The 22,157-nt window shown below is 61.5% G+C and carries 19 protein-coding genes; 16 read left to right on the plus strand and 3 right to left on the minus strand.

What is annotated here, in order from left to right; all coding sequences use genetic code 11:
* Positions 1 to 411 (plus strand): SRPBCC family protein, encoded by a 411-nt coding sequence (locus AC1RR7_RS02115; RefSeq protein ID WP_096822592.1) that lies wholly within the window; start codon positions 1 to 3, stop codon positions 409 to 411.
* 128 nt (positions 412 to 539) lie between these two features.
* On the opposite strand, the gene AC1RR7_RS02120 is transcribed toward AC1RR7_RS02115, so the two are convergent.
* Both AC1RR7_RS02120 and AC1RR7_RS02125 read right to left on the minus strand, forming a co-directional pair.
* Positions 540 to 1,934 carry a sensor histidine kinase gene (locus tag AC1RR7_RS02120; protein WP_493155911.1) on the minus strand — a complete coding sequence of 465 codons (1,395 nt, stop codon included), beginning with the start codon at positions 1,932 to 1,934 and terminating at the stop codon, positions 540 to 542.
* A complete protein-coding gene (locus AC1RR7_RS02125) occupies positions 1,912 to 2,595 on the minus strand; it encodes a response regulator transcription factor (RefSeq protein WP_096822590.1) in 684 nt (227 codons plus the stop codon). Before AC1RR7_RS02125 ends, AC1RR7_RS02120 begins: the two co-directional genes overlap by 23 nt.
* A gap of 203 nt (positions 2,596 to 2,798) precedes the next feature.
* Between AC1RR7_RS02125 and AC1RR7_RS02130 the strand changes: the two genes are divergently transcribed.
* The 6 genes from AC1RR7_RS02130 (at position 2,799) to hcnC (ending at position 8,217) form a co-directional block, all read left to right on the plus strand.
* A complete protein-coding gene (locus tag AC1RR7_RS02130; protein WP_219737177.1) occupies positions 2,799 to 3,107 on the plus strand; it encodes a YdcA family protein in 309 nt (102 codons plus the stop codon).
* A gap of 191 nt (positions 3,108 to 3,298) precedes the next feature.
* Positions 3,299 to 4,237 (plus strand): hypothetical protein, encoded by a 939-nt coding sequence (locus tag AC1RR7_RS02135; protein WP_102622014.1) that lies wholly within the window; start codon positions 3,299 to 3,301, stop codon positions 4,235 to 4,237.
* Between the two features lie 222 nt (positions 4,238 to 4,459).
* Complete coding sequence (locus AC1RR7_RS02140; protein WP_102622013.1) at positions 4,460 to 4,999, plus strand: hypothetical protein; 540 nt, start codon at positions 4,460 to 4,462, stop codon at positions 4,997 to 4,999.
* Between the two features lie 245 nt (positions 5,000 to 5,244).
* Entirely contained in the window at positions 5,245 to 5,559 is a 315-nt protein-coding gene (hcnA, locus tag AC1RR7_RS02145; protein WP_096822653.1) for a cyanide-forming glycine dehydrogenase subunit HcnA, read from the plus strand.
* Entirely contained in the window at positions 5,556 to 6,965 is a 1,410-nt protein-coding gene (gene hcnB, locus AC1RR7_RS02150) for a cyanide-forming glycine dehydrogenase subunit HcnB (protein ID WP_273539306.1), read from the plus strand. The genes hcnA and hcnB overlap by 4 nt, the downstream gene beginning before the upstream one ends.
* The gene (gene hcnC, locus AC1RR7_RS02155; protein WP_273539307.1) at positions 6,958 to 8,217 is read left to right on the plus strand and encodes a cyanide-forming glycine dehydrogenase subunit HcnC; all 1,260 of its coding nucleotides are present in this window, start codon (positions 6,958 to 6,960) and stop codon (positions 8,215 to 8,217) included. The genes hcnB and hcnC overlap by 8 nt, the downstream gene beginning before the upstream one ends.
* 58 nt (positions 8,218 to 8,275) lie before the next feature.
* Here hcnC and AC1RR7_RS02160 read toward each other — a convergent pair whose 3' ends face one another.
* A complete protein-coding gene (locus AC1RR7_RS02160) occupies positions 8,276 to 10,084 on the minus strand; it encodes a monovalent cation:proton antiporter-2 (CPA2) family protein (protein ID WP_493155914.1) in 1,809 nt (602 codons plus the stop codon).
* Between the two features lie 1,355 nt (positions 10,085 to 11,439).
* Between AC1RR7_RS02160 and AC1RR7_RS02165 the strand changes: the two genes are divergently transcribed.
* Genes AC1RR7_RS02165 through AC1RR7_RS02205 form a run of 9 tightly spaced genes read left to right on the plus strand, consistent with a single transcriptional unit; the run spans position 11,440 to position 22,102 of the window.
* On the plus strand, positions 11,440 to 15,108 hold the full coding sequence (locus AC1RR7_RS02165; protein WP_493155916.1) for an indolepyruvate ferredoxin oxidoreductase family protein: 3,669 nt from the start codon (positions 11,440 to 11,442) through the stop codon (positions 15,106 to 15,108).
* 56 nt (positions 15,109 to 15,164) lie between these two features.
* A complete protein-coding gene (locus AC1RR7_RS02170) occupies positions 15,165 to 16,244 on the plus strand; it encodes an AfsA-related hotdog domain-containing protein (RefSeq protein ID WP_102622009.1) in 1,080 nt (359 codons plus the stop codon).
* Complete coding sequence (locus AC1RR7_RS02175; protein ID WP_493155918.1) at positions 16,241 to 17,422, plus strand: oxidoreductase; 1,182 nt, start codon at positions 16,241 to 16,243, stop codon at positions 17,420 to 17,422. Before AC1RR7_RS02170 ends, AC1RR7_RS02175 begins: the two co-directional genes overlap by 4 nt.
* Complete coding sequence (locus AC1RR7_RS02180; RefSeq protein WP_096822581.1) at positions 17,419 to 18,192, plus strand: SDR family NAD(P)-dependent oxidoreductase; 774 nt, start codon at positions 17,419 to 17,421, stop codon at positions 18,190 to 18,192. The genes AC1RR7_RS02175 and AC1RR7_RS02180 overlap by 4 nt, the downstream gene beginning before the upstream one ends.
* Entirely contained in the window at positions 18,192 to 18,998 is an 807-nt protein-coding gene (locus AC1RR7_RS02185) for an SDR family oxidoreductase (protein WP_096822580.1), read from the plus strand. The genes AC1RR7_RS02180 and AC1RR7_RS02185 overlap by 1 nt, the downstream gene beginning before the upstream one ends.
* A 38-nt stretch (positions 18,999 to 19,036) precedes the next feature.
* Entirely contained in the window at positions 19,037 to 19,363 is a 327-nt protein-coding gene (locus tag AC1RR7_RS02190; RefSeq protein WP_102622007.1) for a hypothetical protein, read from the plus strand.
* Between the two features lie 46 nt (positions 19,364 to 19,409).
* A complete protein-coding gene (locus AC1RR7_RS02195) occupies positions 19,410 to 20,768 on the plus strand; it encodes a class I adenylate-forming enzyme family protein (RefSeq protein ID WP_493155921.1) in 1,359 nt (452 codons plus the stop codon).
* A gap of 33 nt (positions 20,769 to 20,801) precedes the next feature.
* A complete protein-coding gene (locus AC1RR7_RS02200) occupies positions 20,802 to 21,044 on the plus strand; it encodes an acyl carrier protein (protein WP_096822577.1) in 243 nt (80 codons plus the stop codon).
* On the plus strand, positions 21,041 to 22,102 hold the full coding sequence (locus AC1RR7_RS02205; RefSeq protein ID WP_096822576.1) for a 3-oxoacyl-ACP synthase III family protein: 1,062 nt from the start codon (positions 21,041 to 21,043) through the stop codon (positions 22,100 to 22,102). The genes AC1RR7_RS02200 and AC1RR7_RS02205 overlap by 4 nt, the downstream gene beginning before the upstream one ends.
* The last annotated feature ends 55 nt before the right edge of the window (positions 22,103 to 22,157 follow it).

Consider the following 22,157-nt stretch of genomic DNA (forward strand, 5'->3'; position numbering starts at 1 on the left):
ATGGCAACAGCATCAGCATTCATCGACATCCCGGCCTCGGCCGATCAGGTCTGGCAACTGATCGGCGGCTTCAACACGCTGCCGGACTGGCTGCCGTTCATTCCCAAGAGTGAGCTGAGCGACGGTGGCCGCGTACGCACCCTGCAAACCGCCGACGGCGCGGTGGTGATCGAGCGTCTGGAGACGTTCGATAACGCGGGCAAGACCTACAGCTACTCGATCGAGCAGGCACCGTTTCCGGCCACGGATTATCTGGCGACGATTCGCGTCGAAGCCCAAGGGCAGGGCGCGCGGGTGACGTGGTCGGGACGCTTCACGGCCAAGGGCGTGAGCGATGAGGAAGTGGTGGCGCTGTTCAGCGGCATCTATCAGGGCGGCCTCGAAGCGCTGCGCGCTAACTACCCGGCCTGAGTTGATCGTTCCCACGCTCCGCGTGGGAATGCAGCCCGGGACGCTCTGCGTCCCATTCGAGAGCTGGAACGCGGAGCGTCCCTTGAGGAATTCCCACGCAGAGCGTGGGAACTATCTCTGCCAAACGATCAGGTCTGTGACATCAGCCTCTGCCGGCAATCAAGCACCAGTTTCGCCCCGCCCAGATCGCTGCGACCCACCTCAAGACTGAACCCGTGCAGGCTGACAATCGCCGCAACGATCGACAGGCCCAGTCCGAAACCGCTTTGCGGTTGCCCACCCTCTGCACGATAGAAGCGCTGGAACACTGCTTCCCGTTCCGACTCGGGAATGCCGGGGCCGGAGTCGTGCACCTCGATCCGTGTATGCCCTGCATCATTCACCCCACGCAAAATCACCGTGCCTCCCGGCGGGGTGAACTTGATCGAGTTGCTCAACAGGTTAGCCAGCGCCTCGAACAACAGCGCCCGGTCACCATTGAGCATCGGCAGGGTTTCGGGCATGTTCAGCTCGAAACGCAGTTCGTCTTCCTCGGCCAGCGGCAGGTAGAACTCATGCAGTTCCTGCAGCAGTCGCACCGGATCGAGCTCGACGAAGCCCGAACGCCGCTGGCGATCTTCCAGTTCGGAAATCCTCAGCAAACCGCGAAAACGCGCCATCAGCGTATCGGCCTCGGCCAGCACCAGATCCAGTTGCGCCGCTTCCGGCGAGCCTTCGCCGGCCTGTTGCTGCATGCGATACAACTGCGCCCGCAAACGCGTCAGCGGAGTGCGCAAGTCGTGGGCGATGTTGTCGCACACGCCTTTGACTTCGTTCATCAGACGCTCGATGCGATCGAGCATGGCGTTGACGATGGCGGCGAGCATGTCCAGTTCGTCGCGGCGATTGGACACGGGCAATCGGTGAGTCAGGTCTCCGGCGACAATCGACTGGGCACTGGCCTGAATCGCGCGGATTCGCCGCAACGGCCGACGCCGCAGCAAATGCCAGCCGATGACCCCCGGTACGATTGTCAGCGAAACGCCCCAGAGCAATGCACGCAGAATGATGCGGGTCACGGCGAACAGCGAACCGTTGTCGCGCACCAGCACCAGCCAGCGACCGTCGCGGGTCGGGGTGGCGACCGCATCGCAACTGTCGGCGGGCAGGGTCGGATCGTCGGATTCGGAACAGTCGCGCAATTCGTGGATCTTGCCGTCCAGCGGCAGGCCCGCAGGCATTTGCTGCAAAGCCCCGCCGAGGTAGGTGTGGTCGGCGGCAAACAGGCCGTAGGCATCGATGCCGCGGATATCGAACGTCATGCTGGCGGCGAGTGCATCCTCGAGCTGCTCGCCGCGAAAGTGCGAGAACAGATGCTGACGCTGCATCAGCGAATGTTTGGCCAGGCTGTCGAGGTAACCGGAGACCTCGAAATACATGACCCCCATGAGGATCCCGCTCCAGGCCACGAACAACGAACTGTAAAGCGCCAGCAACCGGCTGCTGGAGGAACGCCAACCGTCAGACGGGTTCGGCAATGACATAACCCGAGCCTCGCACCGTACGGATCAGCGGGACATTGCCCGGCGGGTCGATCTTCTTGCGCAGGCGACCGATGTGGACGTCGATCAGGTTGGTCCCCGGGTCGAAGTGATAACCCCAGACTTCCTCGAAAATCATCATCCGCGACAGGATCTGGCCGCTGTTGCGCATCAGGAATTCCAGCAACTTGTATTCGGTGGGCAACAGCGTCAGCACCTGCTCGGCGCGGCTGGCTTCATGGCTGATCAGGTCGAGCTCAAGGTCCGCCACGCGCAGGGTGGTCGGCTGGGTGCCGCCATTGTGCTGCCGGCGCAGCAACACTTCGACCCGGGCCGCCATTTCGTCGGTGGCGAACGGCTTGGTCAGGTAATCGTCACCGCCGGCGCGCAGGCCGCGCACGCGCTCATCGACGTCGGACAACGCGCTGATCATCAGGATCGGCGTCGACACACCCATGGTGCGCAGGGTGGTGACGATGGCCAGACCATCGAGTTCGGGCAGCATGCGGTCGAGGGTGATCAGGTCGTAGTTGCCGCTGACGGCGCGGTCCAGGCCTTCGCGGCCGTTGTCGACCCAATCCACGTCGAGGCCGTGGCTGCTGAGTTCGGCGACGATTTCCCGGGCGGTCACGGCGTCGTCTTCGATGGTCAAGATGCGAGTCATGGTGGGCCTGCTGATCGGTTCAAACGGAATGGCAGCATTTTGCCAAGATTTTGCAATAACGCTTTAAATTAACTTTCATGTTGTAGTTGATACAAACGCAAATGACCCACCGTGGTTGCCGATTTATTTCCCGAAACATTGATATCATCTGGCCATATTTTCGAGGGAGAGATTCCGTGGGCAAGTTGATTCGCGGTGGCTGGATGCCGATGGCCGGGATGCTTCTGGCGCTGCTAAGTGCTTCGGCATTGGCCGCCAATACCCCGTGTTCCGGGAAGAAGGGTGGCATCGATCGCTGCGATGGCGATCTGTTTCTATGTAATGACGGCTCCATCAGCGGCTCGAAAAAGAGTTGCGCTGCGATGTTCGGCATCCGTGAACAGGCGCGGCCGCAGCAGTTTCTGCAAACCAATGACGGCTGTGATTGTGGCACCGGTTCGTTCTGCACCGGGCCACGCGGCGGCGTGTATTGCCTGACGCCCAGCGGCAAGAAGAGCTACAAACGCAAGTAAGCGGTTTTGTGCCAATGCATAAAACCCGCTGCTATCGAACCGTTGTTGCAAATTGCATGGTTCTTGGAAGTTCAGTCTTTTTAAGTGAATGAATTCAAACGATTTATTTAATGTTGGCGACTGGCACGGTCACTGCAATTCATCTGCTGACGAGTTGTAACACCATTTTTCATGCCGGGAGCAGAACAACAATGAATAGATCCTCTGATGGGTTTTATCCTGCCTTCGAAGGCGAGTCGAGCAACGTCTCAGGGGTGTCCTGGGGCGCGATCTTCGCAGGGGCCGCAGCCGCTGCGGCACTGTCGTTGATTCTGGTACTGCTCGGTTTCGGTCTGGGCTTCTCCGCTGTTTCACCGTGGGCCGGGGAGGGCGTCAGCGCCAAGGGCCTGGGCATTTCGACAATCGTCTGGCTGGCGGCGACGCAAATCATCGCTTCCGGTCTGGGCGGCTACATCGCCGGTCGCCTGCGGGTGAAGTGGGCGAACATGCACGGTGACGAGGTGTATTTCCGCGACACCGCCCATGGCTTCCTCGCCTGGTGTGTGGCCACGCTGGTTACTGCGACGCTGGTGGTCGGCTCGGTCAGCAGCATCGTCAGTGGCGGTGTGCAGGCCGGTGCGAGTGTCGCCGGTGGTGCGGCCAGTGCCATGACTCAGGCGGCCGGGACTGCAGCGGCGAACACCGACAGCAACCAGTACGGCTACTTCGTCGACAGCCTGTTCCGCGATGACCGTCCTGCCGCTGTCAGCGATGACGCCGCTCGCGGCACCGTGACCCGGATCTTCGCTCAGAGCCTGGCCAATGGTCAGCTCAGCCCCGAGGATCGTACCTACCTTGCACAACTGGTCGCGCAACGGACCAATCTGACCCAGGCCGACGCCGAACGTCGCGTCGATGAAATCTACGCCCGTACGCAAAAAGCCATTGCCGACGCCAAGGTCAAAGCACAGCAAGCCGCTGACACCGCCGCCAAAGTCGCTGCCTGGACTTCGCTGTGGATGTTCATCGCGCTGCTGGCCGGTGCGTTCTTCGCCAGTCTGTCGGCCACCTTCGGCGGTCGCCGCCGGGATGCGGTCGAGTACGTTGAAGTCGAAACCTACACCACGGCCACACTGCCTCCGGTCCGTTAACAAGGAGAATCACCATGCGCTCACTACTGCTGTTTTTCCTCGGCGTGCCAATCCCGATCATCATTCTGATCGCTTTGTTTGTGCACTGATCCCTCTGGGGCTTGTGCCTCGGCCGCTTCCACCTTCGGGTGGAAACGGCTTTTTGCTTTCTAAAGGGCCAGCAGCCAGAATCGACGCGGCAAGCGGATCGGCCGCTTCAATTTCTGTTTAAGGATGAAGACGTTGGACAAGAAGGAAATCAAACGGCAGCTGGATGAGATGCTGGACGCCGGGCGCTCGAAGACCGAAACCTTCAAGGCGTTTTCGGGCGGGGCGGTCAAGGATCGGGTGCTGGCTTACTGGATTGGTTCACGCATTGACCCGGCGCTGCGCCGCCAGTATGCACGCAAGGTCACGATCCTGATCGTGCTGACCTGCATTCAGGCATTGCTCGGCGCGCTCGCCGGATTTGTCCTGGGCTGGGACTCCGGCATCGGATTGGCCCTGACGCTCATGCTGATCGGCGGTGGTATCCCGCTGCTGTTTGCCTGGGGTTTCTACAAATACTCCGCTCAGACCTACACCGTCTTCGTGATCCTTACGCTCAGCCAGGTTTCACGCCTGTTCAAGGACTACGCCGAAGACCCGATCTCCACCCTGATCGGCGTCGGCCTCACATTGGCCATGGTCTATTTTGTCGTGTGGCTGAAAACCAAGTTGTTCCCTGACCTCGGTTTCATCGGTTCGAAAAAGATCAAAGGGCAGTTCGTGTTTTCCAACTGATCGGCGGCAGAACCGTACAGTCATTTCCATGGCCTGGATCAATATTCTTCTGCGCGATATCCCCTACCGTGAATTTTCCAGGCCCTTGCCGCTGGATCGACTACATTGCTTGCGCGCACGTTGCTGCGCGAGCGGAACCAACCTGCCGGCCCGATAGAGAGAGATAACCCCCACGTGTCGGCAAGGTGTAGTGCAGCAAGGAGCTGTTTCAACCTCACCTGAACTTTTCACGGATGATCATCGCAATGCACTGCCTAGAAAGAACCTTCGATATCCAGCCCTTGGCGCAGGCGGATATGACTGTCCACATCAACGGCCAACCGGTCACCGCCGCCATCGGCGAAACCGTGCTCAGCGTCATTCAGTCTCTCGGCGTGCGCCAGGTCGCGCGCAACGATCACAACCAGATCAGTGGCGCCTATTGCGGGATGGGCGTGTGTCAGTGCTGCCTGGTGAAAATCAACGGCCGGCACAAACGCCGTGCCTGCCAGACCGTGGTGCGTGACGGCATGCACATCGAAACCCAGGCTAACCGCATTCACGGTCAGGAGGCGCTATGAGCCAGCATCCGGTCATCGTCGGCGGTGGGCCGGCGGGGATGGCAGCGGCCATCGAACTGGCGCGCCATGGTGTGCGCAGCACATTGCTTGAGGAGGCGTCGCGCCTGGGTGGTGTGGTCTATCGCGGGCCGCTGCGTGACGGCGTGCAACTGGATTACCTGGGGCCGCGCTATTCCGAAGCACTGAGCAAATTGCACGGCGACTTTCAGGAGCAGGCCGGGCTGATCGATGTGCGCCTGCATCACCGTGTGGTCGGCGCCGAAGGCACCCGCTCGCTAGTCGTGCTCGATGGCGATGAGCGTCTGCACGAAATCAGCTATCCGCAACTGCTGTTGGCCGCCGGTTGTCATGAACGCAGCGTGCCGTTTCCCGGCTGGACGTTGCCGGGCGTGATCATGCTCGGCGGCCTGCAATTGCAGATCAAGAGTGGCGTGGTCAAACCGCAGGGCCCAGTGGTGATCGCCGGCACCGGGCCGCTGTTGCCGCTGGTGGCGACCCAGTTGCACGCGTCAGGCGTGAGTGTTGCCGGTGTCTACGAGGCCTGCGCGTTTGGCAAGATTGCCAAGGAAAGCCTGGCGCTTCTGAACAAGCCGCAACTTTTCCTTGATGGCTTGAGCATGCTCGCCTACCTGAAGTTGCACGGCATCCCGATGAACTACGGCTGGGGCGTGGTCGAGGCACACGGCGAAGGCGAACTGAAAAGCGTCAGCGTGGCGCCGTACTCGGCGACGTGGGAACCGGACATGAGCCGCGTCGAACGCTTCGAAGCGAAGACGCTGGCGGTCGGTTACGGCTTCATTCCGCGTACCCAGTTGAGCCAGCAAATGGGCCTGGATCACGGCTTCAGCGACGACGGTTACCTGCGCGCCAACGCCAACATCTGGCAGCAAAGCAGCGAGCCCCACGTGCATCTGGCCGGTGACATGGGCGGGATTCGCGGCGGTGAAGCGGCGATGCTGGCCGGCAAGATCGCCGCCACTTCGATCCTGCTGCAACGCGGTGTGCTCGAAGAGGAACTGGCGCGGGTCCGCCGCGACCGTTACCTGAGCAAACTCAAAGCCATCGTGCGTTTCCGCGCGGCGGTGGATCGCTACACCGAACGCGGCGTCGGGCAAATCAAATTGCCGGCGGCCGACACGGTGATCTGCCGCTGTGAACACGCGACCCGCGCCGACATCGACCGGGCGCTGGAGCAGGGCGTGCAAGACATCGCCAGCCTGAAAATGCGCACCCGCGTGAGCATGGGCGACTGTCAGGGGCGGATGTGCGTCGGCTATTGCAGCGACCGTTTGCGTCAGGCCACCGGGCGCAAGGATGTCGGCTGGCTGCGGCCGCGTTTCCCGGTCGATCCGATTCCTTTTTCCGCGTTCCAGTCCCTCGGCACGGAGGCCGTTTCCCATGAGTAAGTTCTATGACGTGGTCATCGCCGGCGGCGGTGTGATCGGCGCGTCCATCGCCTATCAGTTGTCCAAGCGCAAAAACCTCAAGGTCGCGATGATCGACGCCAAGCGTCCGGGCAATGCGACCCGCGCCTCGGCCGGCGGCTTATGGGCCATCGGTGAGTCGGTGGGACTGGGCTGCGGGGTGATTTTCTTCCGCATGATGTCGGCCAACCGCAAGCGCGAAACCCAAGGCGCGGCGGTGGCGGTGGATTCCAGCACGCCGCACATCCTGCCGCCGTCGTTCTTCGACTTCGCCTTGCAGTCCAACGCGCTGTACCCGGCGCTGCACCGTGAGCTGAAAGACAACCACGGGATGGATTTCAAGTTCGAAAAGACCGGGCTCAAGTTCGTCATTTATGACGATGAAGACCGGTTGTACGCCGAGCACATCGTCGGCTGCATTCCGCACCTGGCCGATCAGGTGCGCTGGCTCGATCAGGCGGCGTTGCGCGAATCCGAGCCGAGCGTCAGCCATGAAGCGCGCGGGGCACTGGAGTTTCTCTGCGACCACCAGGTCAGTCCGTTCCGCCTCGCCGACGCCTACGCCGAAGGCGCCCGGCAGAATGGTGTGGACATGTACGTCAACACCAACATCACCGGCGTTCTGCATCACGGTACGCGCGTGACCGGCGTGCAAACGGCTGAAGCCGGGGTGTTCCACTGCAAGACCCTGATCAACGCCGCCGGTGCGTGGGCGGCAGATCTCAGCGAGTGGGCCACTGGCGTGCGTATTCCGGTGAAACCGGTGAAAGGGCAGATCCTGTTGACCGAACGCCTGCCGAAAATCCTCAACGGTTGCCTGACCACCAGCGATTGCTACATGGCGCAGAAGGACAACGGCGAGATCCTGATCGGCAGCACCACCGAGGACAAAGGCTTCGACGTCACCACCACCTGGCCGGAAATCGCCGGGCTGGTGCAGGGCGCCGTGCGTTGCCTGCCGGAACTGGCAGACATCAACCTCAAGCGCACCTGGGCCGGGTTGCGGCCGGGCTCGCCGGATGAGTTGCCGATTCTCGGGCCGATGGCCGGGGTGGACGGCTACCTGAACGCCTGCGGGCATTTCCGCACCGGCGTGCTGACGTCGGCGATTACCGGGGTGTTGCTGGATAAGCTGGTCAACGATGAGCCGCTGCCGCTGGACATCACGCCGTTTCTGGCGGATCGGTTTGAAGTGGCGCCGGTGCAGGAAGAGCGGGCGCTGGAGATGGCCTGAGCCTGCTGGCTCCCACGAGATCGTTCCCACGCAGAGCGTGGGAACGATCAGGGTCAGGTCAGGGCTTGCCGGACTGTTCTTCCAGTTGATCCGACTCGAACAATCGGGCCAGTTCCGCCCGCGCTTCCTGTGCGGTCTGCAGGACCTTGGCCGCGTCGTCGTACACCGCGTGCTGGGCCTCCAGTACCTGTTCGTCATGGTGCTTGAAGCGCTTGATTCGCGCATCGGCCTGGGCCTGGGTCAAACCGAGGCCCACTAACGTGCGACGGCTCATTTCCAGACTGGAGTAATAGGTCTCCCGGATTGGATCGGCGCCGACATCCACCAACCTGTGAACGTGCTGCCGGTTACGCGCCCGGGCGATGATCTTCATGTGCGGGTAGAGCTTGCGCACGATCTCGGCGGTCTTGATGTTGGTCTCCGGATCGTCCGTGGCAATCACGAAATATTCCGCTTCACCGACCTTGGCCGCGCTGAGGATTTCCGGACGCATCGGGTCGCCGTAGAACACCGGCACACCGCCGAAACTACGCGACAGTTCGATGGTTTCCACCGAGGTGTCCAGCGCCACGAACTTGATGTTCTGCGCCCGCAGGATCCGCGCCACGATCTGACCCATCCGGCCCATGCCGGCGATGACCACCCGTGGAGTTTCGGTGTCGATCTGGCGGAATTTCTCCGGCACTTCAACTGGCTGCACTTTCGGGCTGACCAGCCGTGCGCAGATCAATAGCAGCAACGGCGTGACGGCCATCGACAGGGTGATGGTCAGCACCAGCAGGTCGTACAGACGCGGCTCGAACAGACCTTGATCGCGACCGATCTTGAACACCACGAATGCAAATTCACCACCCGCCGCCAGCACGATGCCCAGGCGAATCGCACTGACCTTGTTCAACCCACCGGCCAGACGCCCGACCACAAACAACAGTGGCAACTTCAGCGCAATCAGCAACAGCGTCAGCCCCAGCACCGTGATCGGTGCGCTCAGCAGCAGACTGAGGTTGGCGCCCATGCCGACGCTGATGAAGAACAGCCCCAGCAGCAGGCCTTTGAACGGCTCGATCTGCGCTTCCAGCTCATGACGATATTCCGAGTCCGCCAGCAGCAATCCGGCGAGAAACGCGCCCAGCGCCATCGACACGCCGACCATGTCCATCAGCCACGCGGTGCCGATGACCACCAGCAACGCGGTGGCGGTAGACACCTCCGGCAGACCGGTTTTCGCCACCACGCGGAACACCGGACGCAACAGATATCGCCCGCCAATCACCACCACGGCGATGCTGCCCAAGACCTGCAAACTGTGGCGCACATCGTCGGCAGTGCTGGTGTGGTGATCGACGCCCGCGAGCATCGGCACCAGGGCGATCAGCGGGATCGCGGCGATGTCTTGGAACAGCAAAATTGCAAACGCCAGACGACCGTGGGGGCTGGTCAGTTCCTTGCGCTCGGCGAGGCTTTGCAGACCGAACGCGGTGGACGACAGGGCCAGACCCAGGCCCAGAACAATCGCGCTGTTCAACGGCTGGCCGAACACCGACAACGCCAGTACGCCAATCACCGAACCGGTCAAAAGCACCTGCGCCAGACCGACGCCGAACACCGATTTGCGCATCACCCACAAGCGTCGCGGCGAAAGCTCCAGACCAATGATGAACAGCAGCAACACCACGCCCAGCTCGGAGATATGGCTGACGCTCTGCGGATTGCCGATCAGGCCCAGCACCGACGGGCCGATGATCACTCCGGCAAACAGATAACCGAGCACCGCGCCCAGTTGCAGGCGCTTGGCCAGGGGAACGGTAAGCACTGCCGCGAACAGAAATACGACAGCGGCTTGCAACAGGTTGCCTTCATGGGGCATGGCACAACTCCATAACACGGTACGACGGGAGGGCAAGGATAAAGGCTCGCCCCATGGCACACCACCTGCGGGGGAAACTGATGTGGTGGGTGGCGGTTTCTGATGATGCTGTTCATCTTTGAACCGTCAGGCGATATCTGGTCATGTAAAGTTCTACTTTGGTCTTAGAGAGTTGGAGAGTGTTTCTCTGGAACAGCGACTAAAAAGTTCGGGTTTGTGGGGGAGAGTTTTATCCGGTCATGCAACTTGTATGACGGGTGTAATGTTGCGAAGAGGGTTGCTTGATTCGCCGGTATTGCTCAATAAAAGCAGCAGCTTATTCGATAAAGCGAAGTCTTTTTTTTGGTTTTTAAAAGCAGAGCAGGGTGGTTGTGTGGACTAGGTAGTTCATTAAATTATTTTGTTTGTGAAACTTTCGTAACAGTGATTGACAATGCAATTCCTCCGAACTTACTATTTTCCCCGCAAAAGCAGGTCGTTAAATGATCGTTGCAGGGAATTTGCAAATAACGATTGTTTATCCCGTTTCACCGCAAACAAGAAGTCTGCGGCGAGGCGGTTGCGACCACACACCTGTATTGTGCTGGCCGCCTGGCAAGGCGCCGCTGCAAGTATCAGGTCTCATTCGACAGGGTGGGCAGGAAAGCCCGCTTGAAGTTAAGTTTTCATAAGGATTTGAAACCTTGTACTCGAACTCCAAGGGGGCGGCACGCCCGTTATCTGTGCCTGTCCGGCTCGCTTGCGACACGCCCCGCGTGGCGGCTGCCAAGCGTTTGCCCGTTGACGCGGCGCCCATCTTCAAAACATCCAACAACGTAATGTGCACTCGGCATTTCTCGACGTCGAACGTGCGCATTTTGCCCTTTGCCCGGCGGGCTACCGAGCATTCGTTCGTTTTCAGCTCGCGTTTCAGGCGGCGGGCCGGGCGATTCTAATTTCCAGAATTTCAGTCAAACGTCTTTAAGCCACGCTCTTCGTGGCGGCCGGATGCTGTACTTGATTTGAAGCGCACTCGCGAACTTTAGATTTATGTCCGGGCTTTTTTAGTTATTTAAACCTACGGCAGTGGTCGGGAATTGTTTGTTTTAAAATTTACCGACGGTTTGCGCGAGCGCACCAGGGAAAGTTGTGCCCCGGGGTTGTTGGCTTGACGGAATAGTGGCGTCAATGATTTTGCGATGAATGAGTATTCGAGCGGTTGCGAACCGCTTGTTTCAGGTCTTGCAAGAGGGGCCTGATGGCGAAGGTGTAACTCTCGGGATCTGATGGAAGATCACTGTAAGTACTGAATTCGCATTCGCTGTAGTGGATAAACAAGCACATTTAACGTGAAGTTTTCATAAGGATTTGAAACTGTGTACTCAGACGCCATTGATCCGGAACACCTGCGGCTTCAGTCCGACAAACACTCACAGGGGACGCCCACGGCAGCGGCCGGGAAAGGGGCAGATGCAGCGTCGCAGTCTGGCCGCCAGCCTGAGGCTCACTCCATCTATTCGCGTGAATCCGCGACGCCGAACGGGCGTATTTTCCTGAGTGGTCAGCAGGCGCTCGTGAGGTTGCTTCTGTCCCAGTCGGCGCTGGACCGGGCCAACGGCTTGCGCACCGCCGGGTTCGTCAGCGGCTATCGCGGTTCGCCTCTGGGTGGCGTGGATCGGGAGTTGATGAAAAGCAAAGACGTGCTGGAAAGCGCAGATATCCGCTTCCTGCCTGCCATCAACGAAGATCTGGCGGCCACGGCACTGATCGGCACTCAACGCGTCGAGACCGATCCGAAAAAGCGCTTTGACGGTGTCTATGGCCTTTGGTACGGCAAGGGCCCTGGCGTCGACCGCTCCGGGGACGCGATCAAGCACGGCAACTTCTACGGATCATCGCCCAACGGGGGCGTCCTGGTGGTCACCGGCGACGACCATGGCTGCGTTTCGTCGTCGATGTCCCATCAGTCCGACCGCACCCTGATGGCCTGGGGGCTGCCGGTGATTCACCCGGCGGGACTGGCCGATTACGAACGCTGCGGCCTGTGGGGCTGGGCGTTGTCGCGGGTGTCCGGGCTATGGGTCGGCTTCAAGGCCATCACCGAGACTGTTGAGGCCACCACCTCCGTCGAGTCGTCCCCGTTGCCAGGATTCATCACGCCCGATATCGATCCGGGGCCGGACGGCCTGCACTGGCGCTGGCCCGACCTGCCGGGCATGCAGATCGAGCGGCGGCTTCCCTACAAATTCGACGCTGCCCGTGCATTTGCGCTGGCCAACCCGATCGATATCGCCGTGACGGCACCGGAGCAGCCGAGGCTGGTGATCGGCGCAATCGGCAAGGCCTATGGCGATGTACGCCAGGCCTTGCAGCAGGGCGGGGTTTCGCTTGAACAGCTGGAAAGTGCCGGTGTGGCACTGCTGAAGATCAATCTGGTCTACCCGCTGTCACCGGTGCTGGAGGCCTGGGCGAAGCGGGCCGATCAGGTGCTGATCGTCGAAGAGAAGCAAGCCATCGTCGAAGAGCAACTCAAGCAAGCGCTCTACAACGCGGAGTCCGGGCAGCGTGCCGTCATCCTGGGCAAGCGTGACGAAAGCGGCGCTCCGTTGATTTCGGATCACGAAGAACTGAGGCCGTCGCGCCTCGCGACGATGCTTCAACAACGACTGCAAGGTCTGGGCATCACACTGAGCGTGCCCGAGTACTGGTATCTGCCTGCGGTTAGCCGGACTCATGACTGGATCCGCCGTACGCCGTACCTGTGTTCGGGTTGCCCGCACAACACCTCCACCCGAGTGCCGGAAGGCAGCGAGGCGCGGCTCGGTATCGGCTGCCACGCGATGGCGGCGCGCATGCCGGAACGTGCAACCAGCGGCAGCGTGCAGATGGGGGGCGAAGGGGTCGACTGGCTGGGGCAGGCGCCCTTCGTCGAAACCCCTCACATTTTCCAGAACATCGGTGACGGTACGTTTTTCCATTCTGGCTATCTGGCAATCCGTCAGGCCATTGCGGCCGGCGCGACCATCACCTACAAGCTGCTGCACAACGATGCGGTGGCCATGACTGGCGGCCAGCCGATCGACGGCAAACTGACGGTCAAGAAAGCCGTCGAACTGATGCAAGCCGAAGGCGCCCACCGGGTCGTGGTGGTGGCGGACGATCCGCAACGCTTCGAAGCGCCGGGCAGCCTTCCGCAGGGCGTCGAGCTGTTCCACCGTGAACGGCTGGAAGAGGTTCAGCGACAGTTGCGCGAGACACGGGGTGTCAGTGTGCTGGTGTTCGATCAGGTCTGCGCCATCGAGGGGCGTCGGCGCAAGAAACAGTTGCCGACGCCTGTCATGAAAACCGAAGTATTGATCAACGAAGCCGTGTGCGAAGGCTGTGGCGACTGTCAGGTCAAGTCCAATTGCCTGTCCGTGACACCGGTCGCGACTCCGTTCGGCACCAAGCGCCGGATTGATCCCCACGGATGCAACACCGATCTGTCCTGCATCAAGGGCTTCTGCCCGAGCTTTGTCACGGTGACCGGCAAACCGCGCGCGCAATACCGTCGGCAAGCCGACAGCCGCCAGGTTCTGGCCCGCGCCGAGGCACTGGCACTGCCGTCTTCGTGCTCACTCGAAACCCCGTATGAAATGCTGCTGGCAGGCATCGGCGGCACCGGAATCGTGACGGTGGCACGCACGGTTGCCCTGGCTGCGCATCTGGACGGCCGGGCGGTCAGCGTGCTCGATTTCACCGGATTCGCCCAGAAGGGCGGGTCGGTGCTCAGCCATGTGCGTCTGGCTAACGCGGCCGACGTGCTGCACCAGCACCGCATCGACCTGGGTGGTGCCGACCTGTTGCTTGCGGCCGATCTGGTGGTCGCCAGCGAAGACGATGCATTGACGACACTGCGGGCAGGTAAAACGGTGGTCATCGCCAACACCGCCCAGACCCAGACGGGAGCGATGCTGCGCAATACCGAATTGCGCATCGAAACCGCCGCGATTCAAGCCTTCCTCAAGCAACGGGTGGGTGCCGAGCACTACCACGCGCTGGATGCGGCACAACTGGCCAACAACCTTGTCGATCCGATGCAGGCCAACATGCTGTTGCTGGGTTATGCCTGGCAGCGGGGGACGGTGCCGGTGTCGCTGCAAGCGCTGAAAGAAGCCATCGATCAGGCCGGCAGCGCCGCCGCCAACCACCTGGCGTTCGCCTGGGGGCGGCTGTGGGCTCAGGAGCCGGCGTTCGTCATGCCATATCTCGACCCGGCCAGTAACGACGTGTCGCCGGTGTCGATCATCGACCTTGCCGCTCGGCGCGAAAGCATCGAACGGCTGGTCGAGACCCGCAGTGTGTTCCTGACCCACTATCAGGACGCGGCCTATGCAGCACGCTACCGTCAGGTGATCGAACGGCTTCGTTCGACGCCTGCGATCGGCGATGACAGCCCGCTCACCGAGGCCGTGGCACGCAACCTGTTCAAGTTGATGGCCTACAAGGACGAGTACGAAGTCGCGCGGCTGCTCACAGACAGTCGCTTCATGGCGCCAATCAAAGCCCGCTTCGAGAGTGGTGTCAGGCTCAAGTTCCACTTCGCGTTGCCCCTGATGCGCAACCGCAAGGACGGCAACGGCGAGCCGAAGAAGATCGCCGTCTCCGGTTGGGTGTTGCCGCTGCTGAAGGTGTTGGCCAAGGGCCGCGTGTTGCGCCACACCCGCTTCGATCCGCTGGGCTGGTCCGCCGAGCGCCGTGAGGAGCGGCGCCTGTTGCTCGACTACGAGCAGACACTGCAACGCCTGCTGCCAAACCTGAGCGCGGAGAACCTGCCGTTGTTTGTGGAGTGGGCGAATCTGCCGGACTCGATTCGCGGCTATGGCCACGTCAAGGAGCGGTCGATCGCCGCCGCACGGCAGCGGGAAAAAGAGCTGATCGTGCAAATCGTGGCGGGCACCCACAGCCTGTCGGTGGCCCCGGTCGTCGAGACCTGGCTGCCGCAATCGACCCTCGCCCCGCAGCCCCCCAAAGGCGAAGCGCGGGACGTCAAGCAGGCCTCGTAGCCGGCGGGATTTCACCTGCCTTCAAGACAACAACAACCAGAATGAGTGGACCCGACATGAACAACGAGAGCATTTCACCGGAGCTTTTGCACAAAGGCTCGACCGATGACGTACTGATCTGCGCCCCGAGAGTCGCGCTGCCGCTACACATCGACGAAGCGCTTCTGCAGGCTGCCGACAATGACCTGTTGGCGCGCCGGTTTTCGGCCGGCAGCGGCTCGCAACGAACCTTTGAGCTGACACTCGACGTGCAGAAAAGGAGCCGCATGGGCGGCACGGCGGCGGACGACGAATGGAGCCGGGTGAGGGCGCTGCCGTACCAGATCGTCACTCCGGCCCTGCTGGAGGGCGCGGCTGCCAACGTCAGCCCGGAGCAGGCAGTGGCGAGTTTGTGCGAGTCGGTTCCGGCCATCCGCCGTGCCAGTTCGTTCCGCTTCATCAACAACGCCGACAACTACTTTTTCTACCGCAAGTCCCACGAACATGTGCCCGGCACCATGTTCATCGAAGCGGCGCGCCAGGCGGTGTATCACCATCTGTATCACCACACCGGTTATGCGCGGGGTGACGTGACCGTCAGCGTCAATGAACTGAACGCGAGCTTCTTCGCCTATGCGGAGTTGATGTACCCCATCGAACTGGTGGTCGACAACATGACCCCGACCGACAGCACATCGCCGAAGAAAATCTTCTTCCGAGTGGCGTTCTATCAGCGGCAGACCCTGTTCGCCACCATCGACACCAAGGCTACGGTGATCGACATCCGCCTGTTCGAGAAAACGCGGAACATCTTCATTCAGTCCAGCGACTGGTTCGCGCCCATCGACCCTTCGAAACTGGCGTGCAGCGTCAGCGATGGCCAGGGCCGCAAGGCCGATGTGGAGTTGCTGGGCCTGGGCAAGAGCGGCTGCGTGACGACGATGCCGGAGACCGACTTCATCGACTCGGCCAGGCTGCACATCCGTTATGAAGGCAAGCTGGATTTCTCCTCCGCCATCCTCAGTGTCGGCCACGGCCGGCACGCGTCGTGGGAATTCCCGGCACTGGGGTTCGAAGACCTGCAGACTCTGAGCGACATGATCAAGCGTGGATTCGTCAATCTGGACGAGGCGGCCCTCGGGGCGTTGCGCGCATGAGCAATGACATCGACGTGCCGATGCCGGCCACCGGCGTGCTGCAACTGGGCGCGCAGGTGGTTGCGAAAAACCGGATGTACTTTTCGTCCCTGGGCATGGATCTGTGTGACGAACACGGCTTGCCCTTGCCGGCGTTCTTTGCGGTCTACCGATCGCTGATGGACGGCGGGGCCGGTTTCGGCTTTCTCGGCAACGCCAGTGTGGATGCCGACGCACGCTACAACAGCCGTGGCCTGAAACTGACGTCGCCGGCTCACGCCGACGCCTTGCGTCCGCTGTTCGAAGTCGCCCGGCAGAGAAGCTTTCCGCTGGGCGTGCAGCTGCAGCACTACGGCCCGCAGTCGATGCCGTCGGAGCAGGGCATCATCCTCAGCCCGAGCGGTATCGCGTCCGCTGCGATCCTCAAGGCCTATCCCCAGGCGCGGGCGGTGGCGATGTCGCACACGCAGATCCTGCGCTGCGTCGATCAATTCTCGTCTGCCGCCCGGCTTGCACAAGCGGCCGGTGCCGCCCTGATCCAGGTCCAGGCATCGAACGGCTATCTGGTCAGCAGTTTCCTGTCGCCGCGGACTAACCACCGCGAGGATGAATGGGGCGGCAGCCCGCTCAAACGGGCCCGATTGCTGCTAGCCATCGTCGAAGGCATCCGTGCGGCCACCGGCGATCAGGTGCCGGTCACCGTGCGTTTGGGCATCGACGACGGGCTGGGTGAGGAAGGCCAGCGCGCGAGTCTGCTGGGCGATGTCGTGGTCGCGCTCGAGGCCGCCGGAGTGGCGGCCATCACCTGTTCCACAGGTGTCAGCGAAACCTTTCCGTTCTTTTTCAGGAACAAGGCGCAGGCGCTGGCCCTGTCGCGTGCGGGATGCCGCTACCTCAAAGGTTTTGTGCGGATTCCGGTGGGTTTCACCGGTTCGGTCAGCGATGTGTCGCAAGCCAACGAAATCATCGAGAGCGGCGATGCCGATTTCGTCGGATTCGGCCGCGCCATGCTGGCCGACAACCATTTCATCGCCAAGGAGCTCACCGGTCAGGCCGGACGGGTCAACCGTTGCCGGGGCGATGCGTTCTGTTTCCGTGACAAGAAGGATCCCATGGCCGAGCGGGTGTACTGCTGCGTCAATCCTGACTACCGCCGGCCGGAAAAACTGCAATTGCACTATGAGGAAAGTCTGAAATGAATTTCACCGGAAAAATCGCCCTGGTTGTCGGGGGTACGCGCGGCATCGGTTTCAACGTCAGCCAGAAGCTCGTCGAAGCCGGTTGCATCTGCTACATCACCGGTCGCAACGAGGATGACGGCCTGACCGCGCAAAGCCGGCTCGGCGAACGCTGCATGTTCATCAAGAGCGATGTTACGGACGAGGCATCGGTGGCCGAGCTGTTCAGGATCATCAACGACCGCCACGGGCGACTCGACCTGGCGGTGAACAACGCCGGCGTCACCTCGAAACACGCACCGATCCGTGACATGGATTTCGCCGACTGGAAACGCGTGCTGGAGATCAACCTGCTGGGCCCGCTGTTGTTGCTCAAACACCAGACGAATCTGATCTCGAAGCATCCGGGTGGCTCGATCGTCAACGTGTCGTCCTGTGCCGGCCTGCTGGGCGTTGCCAGACAGAGTGCCTATTCCACCAGCAAGGCCGCCCTGAACATGCTGACCCAGGTCTGCGCCATCGAGTCTGCGGAAGCGGCATTGCCGGAGCGCCATCCGGTTCGCGTCAACGCGGTGTGTCCCGGCCCGACGATGGGCGGCATGAACTCGGAGGAACGCTTGAAGGCCAACCCGGAGTCCACGAAACACAAACTTCAGGTCACGGTAATGAAACGTTTCGCCGATCCGGGCGAAATTTCTGCGGCGATCCTGTGGCTGCTCAGCGATGCTTCATCGTTCGTCACCGGCACCGTGATGCCAGTGGACGGCGGCTTTTCGGCCGGTAAATTCTGATGAGCACCACAGAGCGCGACCTGCCTCATCCAACTGGCAAACGGGTGTTCATCACCGGCGTGAGCAGCGGCATCGGCGAGGCGCTGACCGAGTTGCATCTGAAACACGGCTATACCGTGTTCGGCACTTCCAGGCGGGAACCCTACCGCTTCATGTCGCACCCGAACTTCCGGTTCCGGTCATTCGATCTTTCGAAAACCGGCGACATGGGTGAGTTGTTCAAAGGGCCGTTCGCCGAGATCCTGAGCCGGGGTGTCGATGTGCTCTTTCTCAACGCGGGGATCAGCGGCAACGTGCCGGCCCGGGGCGAGGAGTTTTCGGTGGCGGAGGTACAGCATGTGCTCAACGTCAATGTGCTGGCGAACAAGGCCATTCTCGATCTGATCCTCGCCTCGGCGCATCGACCGACCACCTGCGTGCTGTCGGCTTCGATGGCCGGCGTGCGCTTTCGCGCGGGCACGCTGACCTACAGCCTGTCGAAAGCGGCGCTGGCGGCACTGGGCGGTGTCTACGCCGAAGAAAACCCGGACATCTTCTTTGCCGTGTTGGGCCTGTGCAATGTCGACACCGGGCTGTCGCGGCAAGTGAGCTTCAGCCAGAGGACCGCCGATTTTCCGGATCTGCGTTCCCTTCAACAGCGGGCCCTTGCCCCTGGTTACATGATCTCCGCCGCCCAGCGTGCCGAGGACATCCGCGATGTGATCGGCGCACCCGCCGACTACGGCTTGAAAAGCGGCGTGTTCGTCGACATGAGGACCGTGCTGACCCGTCAACCGAAGGCGAACGAGCCGCTACCCCAAACCTAGCGAACCCGTGGACGCACCCCCAATAAAGGAATGTTGGAATGCTGAACGAAGTCAAAACCCTGGTCGAAACCGCTGTGCGGCAACAGGATCTGTTACTGAGCGAACCCATCGACCTGTCCCGTGGTGAAGACAGCCCGCTATATGGCGTCGAAGGCACCATCGACTCCATGACCCTGGTCTCGATCCTCGTCGACACCGAAGAAAAGATCCGCCATCGATTCGGTGCCGAAGTGCACCTGGCCGATACCTCCCACCTGCCTGCGACCGCCACGCCGTTCGCGACACTCGGCACGCTGTGCGCGTATGTCATGAACCGGTTGGAGTCAGCCCTGACGGCGGCCGGTGCAGAGGCTCTGGCCAATTGACTCAACGGTCGCCGTCGTAGGGCGGCGCCTTTATCGAGAGGTGGACATGCAAGTCGAAACATTTCTGGAACATCTGAAGGCCGGCGCGGACAGGCCGGCGATCATCAGCGACGAAGGTCGCTTCACTTACGCCGAGCTATGCCGACAGATCGACGCCTATGCCGAGTCGCTGGCGGCGCAATCGGTCAGCGATTGCTGTGTGCTGCTGGTCGACAACTACAGCTTCAACAGCGTCTGCCTGCTGTTCGCACTGTGGCGGCGCAACAATGTCGTGGCGTTGTCGGTGCCCAAAAACAGCGAGCAGTTGGTGAATCTGGCGAACGCTGCCGGCGCACGGTTTACCGTGACGGGGAACGGGCCGCAGGGTTACTCGGTGCGGGCGAACGATGGTGCTGCGGTGCCGCCGACTGTCGACGGTCTCCTGTCGCGCCGGCAGGCCGGTTTCATTGTGTTCTCGTCCGGCTCGACCGGGCCGGCCAAGGGCGTCGTGCACGACATCGCACCGTTCTTCGAGCGTTATCTGAAGGCCGAGCAATGTGGCGCGATTCTGGCGTTCCTGCTGTTCGACCACATCGGCGGGCTGGTCACCGTCCTGCAGGCGCTGGCCACACACGGGACGCTGGTCCTGCCCAACGAACGTTCGCCTCAGGAAGTCGGCCGCTGTATCGAAACGTTCAAGGTGCAAACGCTGCACGTGTCGCCGACGCTTTTGAACCTGGCGACGATCACCGGCGTGTTCCAGACCTGGGACACCGGCAGCCTGCAACGTATCTATTTCGGCTCCGAGCCGAGCTCGCCCGAGGCCATTCAACGCATCGCCCGCACATTGCCGCAGGTGCGGCTGAACCAGTTGTACGGCATGTCGGAAATCGGTGTGTTGCCCTGTCGGGGTCTGGACGGCGACAGCGCCTGGATGACCGTCGAGGATCCGGCCTACAGCCTGCGGGTGGTCGACGGCATTCTGCAGGTGCGCGGAGCGACCAATATGCTCGGTTACCTGAGCGGCCCGGGCGAACTGTCCGATGATGGTTATCTGATTACCCAGGACCTGGCGGAAGAGCGCGACGGGTACTTCAGGGTCAGCGGGCGGGCGGTCGATGTGATCAACGTTGGCGGCAAGAAGGTGTTCCCGTCTCACGTGGAGAGCGTGTTGATGGGCATCGACAACGTTTCTGACGTCGTGGTCTACGGTCAGCCCAACCCGTTGCTCGGTCAGATCGTGGCCGCGCGGTTCACCTTGCTGGAACCGGAAACGCTGGAAGCGTTCAAGCCACGGCTGTATGCGGCGATTCGCGACGTGCTGTCACCGGAGCAGTTGCCCCGGCTGATTTCCGTCAGCGACACGCCACTGTTCACCAGCCGCTTCAAGAAAATGCGCCATCCCGGCGTCCTCAGCGGGTCGTAAGACCTGATTACCACGTTATAAGGAAATGACAACATGGCCGTACTCGAAGCAATGCGCGCAAGCATCGCGGAAATCCTGACCCTGCCGCTGGATGAACTGAAGGGCGATGTCCGATTGGAGAACAGTGACAACTGGGACTCGATGGCCAGGATCGGCATTGTCGCCCTGGTGTTCGAATCGACCGGCGTGACGGTGTCTGGCGAAGAGATGGACCGTATCGTGACGGTGCAGGACATCTTCGATCTGGTAACCCTGAAAATGAAGGAAACCGCATGACCCTGCGCACCCTTTGCGGAGTGACCGTACGTGCGGTCACGTCCGCGTTGCCCGAGCGGCGTGTGGGGCTGGACGACTTCGCCGAACTGTTCGGCGCCAAGGAAGTGGCCCGCATCGCCAAAAGCACCGGCATCGAATCGATCAGGGAAGCCGGATCGCTGGACACGTCCGACCTGGTGATCGCCGCGTGCCGTCACCTGCTGGATCAGGGCGTGTGCGCAGCGCAGGAGATCGACGGACTGATCGTCGTGACCCAGACTCCGGACTCGTGGGTGCCGGGCGTCGGTTTCCTGGTTCAGCAGGCGCTCGGACTGCCCCAGCACTGTCTGGTACTGAACGTGTCCGCCGGTTGCTCGGGGTACGTCACTGCGCTGGTTCAGGCCGGCGCGCTGATCGCCGCCGGCGCCTGCAAAAAGGTGTTGCTGTGCACCGGGGATGTGACCACCAAGCTGCTGGACGGGCGCGACCGGCATGTGAAGATGCTGTTTGGCGATGCGGCGTCGGCCACTCTGCTGGAGGCGGGCGAGGGGACGTTCGAGTTCCTGTGCGGAGCCGACGGTAGTGGTCGTGAGGCCCTGGAATCCGACATCGCCTACACGCCTGAGGGTGACAGCCAGACTCGTGCCTCGATCCAGCGTCTGCAAATGGACGGTACGGCGGTGATGAACTTTGCACTGAACCGGGTACCGCAGACCGTCAAGTCGCTGCTTGAAGCGACGGGGTTGACGCCGGCGTCGCTCGACTTGCTGGTGCTGCACCAGGCAAACGGGTTCATGCTCAACTACCTGCGGCGGATGATCGGCGTCGCGCCGGAGAAGATGCCGATCGACATCGACGATGTCGGCAACACCAGCTCTACATCGATTCCGATTGTCCTGTCTCGCCACAGCGCAGTTGGCACAGCGCAGGCCCAGAACGTCGTGCTGTGCGGATTCGGTGCCGGTCTGTCCTGGGGCGCATTGAAGCTCGACCTTCGGCGCACGCTCGCCGTGCCGCCGTGCTACGTGCCTGAAAAGGCCACGCAGGCGGCCGGCACCGGCGAACGTCTGGAAGCCTGACGGGCCAATGCTGTCGGAACTTTCGGGGATGTCTGCGGGCACTCCCGAAAGGACT

The organism is Pseudomonas sp. GW821-FHT11G12 (assembly GCF_058808055.1).